Below are 1,724 nucleotides of genomic sequence, written 5' to 3' on the forward strand. Positions count from 1 at the left end.
GACCCAAGTATCAACACCAACCCACAGAACAACGCAAGTAAAGCAGACAATGAAATCTATGCCCAAAACTATGGAGACGACTTTAGCGATTATGTTGAATTCGCCTCAGAAAACTATGGCGATGGTAGCTTAGCAGATAGCAACAACAAAAATCTAGGCAATACACCAGCAGAAATACAGAGAAACCAAAAGCTTGTTGACAACAACAATCAGGATTATGCTGAGATTGATAAGAGCAAGGGAGAAGATTCAGCAATAATAAGATATGCTACACCTGTATTAAAAGACCCAAGTTTAATAATAAAAATTGCAGAAAATGGATTAAAGGCAATAGGAATTATTGCAGGGGCAGAGATTGTTAATCAGGTTAGTGATAGTGCTCAAGATGATGATACGAGCGATATTCCTAAGATTGATGATGTTTCTGAGGTGGCTGGAACTGGTGCACCAATGCCTGATGGAGAGCCTCCTGAGGATTGGAAACCTGATGAAAAATCTAAAAAAATATATGATAAATTGCCTAAAAAAATAAAAGGTAAAAATGGAAAAATTGATTTAAATAAGTTTACTCAAAGACACAGAGGGGGGACTTACAAAGATCCTAAAACTGGCTATCAGTTGTCCCCTGAAAGAGCTAGGAATTCAGGGTCAGGAACTCATGGCAAAGATGGAGCATGGAAATTATTGGACAAAAAAGGCAATAGAGTTGGAAGTGTAGATAAATATGGTAGAATTTACAAGGAATAAAAAATGAAAAAGATTGGTATCAATCTAGAAAAAACAATTCTTAAAGAAATAAAAGAAATAATTACGCACCCGTTAATTGAAGAAAGTAAAATGTTTCAAGAAAGGTATGATACCGATGAAAAAATTTCTTTTTGTATTAGTTATTTTGATCATTGGTTAAATGATAATGAACTTGAAAATGCTATTACATTTTTTGATCAAGAAGGTTCTAATAATGATTTTTATCAATCATATTTTGATTATGAAAATAAAATAATTGATTTTTTTATTGATAGATATAATCATCAAGATATATTTATATTTTCTGACCATGGTAAAAATTCATCTATATTTGAATTTAATAATGTGGAAGATTTAGAATGTGTAACTAAATTAATATTAAGAGCTGATTTAATGCCAATAAATATATATATAAGAAACTATAAAGCTATTTTTTATTCACAAACAGATTTAACTTGGAGTGTTATATCTATATATTCTAGAGTTATAAAGATAAAAAACTTAATAAAAACATATAAAATAAATATTTTAGAATAGAACAAAGCATTTGAAGCAACTTCGAAATAATTAGAGTCAGAGTGTAATTTAACAATAAAATAGTCATTTTTTGACCCTGTAAATCAGATTGTGTATATCTTTAAAAAAACCAATCTAAAATAACACCAATGCCCACCCTTAAAAAACCCTTCACTCTACTTTTAATACTAAGCCACTTAAACGCTTTTGTATTAATAAAAAATGGGACGCTACCCTTTTATCGTAAAAATATGACTCCACCCTTTCATTAAAATAACCAAATGCCAAACCCATTTTTACTATCAATTTTAACCTTAATCACAACCCTGGCAATAACCCCAACCATTGCTAATACAAACCTTAATACTCCAAACAAAACCACTACTATTATTGGCTCAAACCTCCAAGCCAATGCAAATAACGCAGACAACACAAATAACGGACAAATCAACATAAACAGT

The 1,724-nt window shown here is 30.7% G+C and carries 2 protein-coding genes and 1 pseudogene; all 3 read left to right on the top strand.

From position 1 onward, the window contains the following. A pseudogene (locus BBROOKSOX_RS10630) lies at window positions 1–747 on the top strand (hypothetical protein); the annotation flags it as partial. A 3-nt stretch (window positions 748–750) separates the two neighbouring features. After that, window positions 751–1,284, top strand: coding sequence for a hypothetical protein (locus tag BBROOKSOX_RS10635; protein WP_139661742.1), 534 nt, complete (start codon window positions 751–753; stop codon window positions 1,282–1,284). A gap of 260 nt (window positions 1,285–1,544) precedes the next feature. Next, window positions 1,545–1,724 (top strand): hypothetical protein (locus tag BBROOKSOX_RS10640; RefSeq protein WP_139661744.1); only part of this gene is annotated, 180 nt, incomplete at its 3' end.

The sequence above is a fragment of the bacterium endosymbiont of Bathymodiolus sp. 5 South genome, assembly GCF_900128535.1.
Classification (GTDB): domain Bacteria; phylum Pseudomonadota; class Gammaproteobacteria; order PS1; family Pseudothioglobaceae; genus Thiodubiliella.

Bases quoted from the DNA above. Each gene is read 5' to 3' on its own strand.
- BBROOKSOX_RS10635 (WP_139661742.1), top strand. From the start codon at position 751: ATGAAAAAGATTGGTATCAATCTAGAAAAAACAATTCTTAAAGAAATA.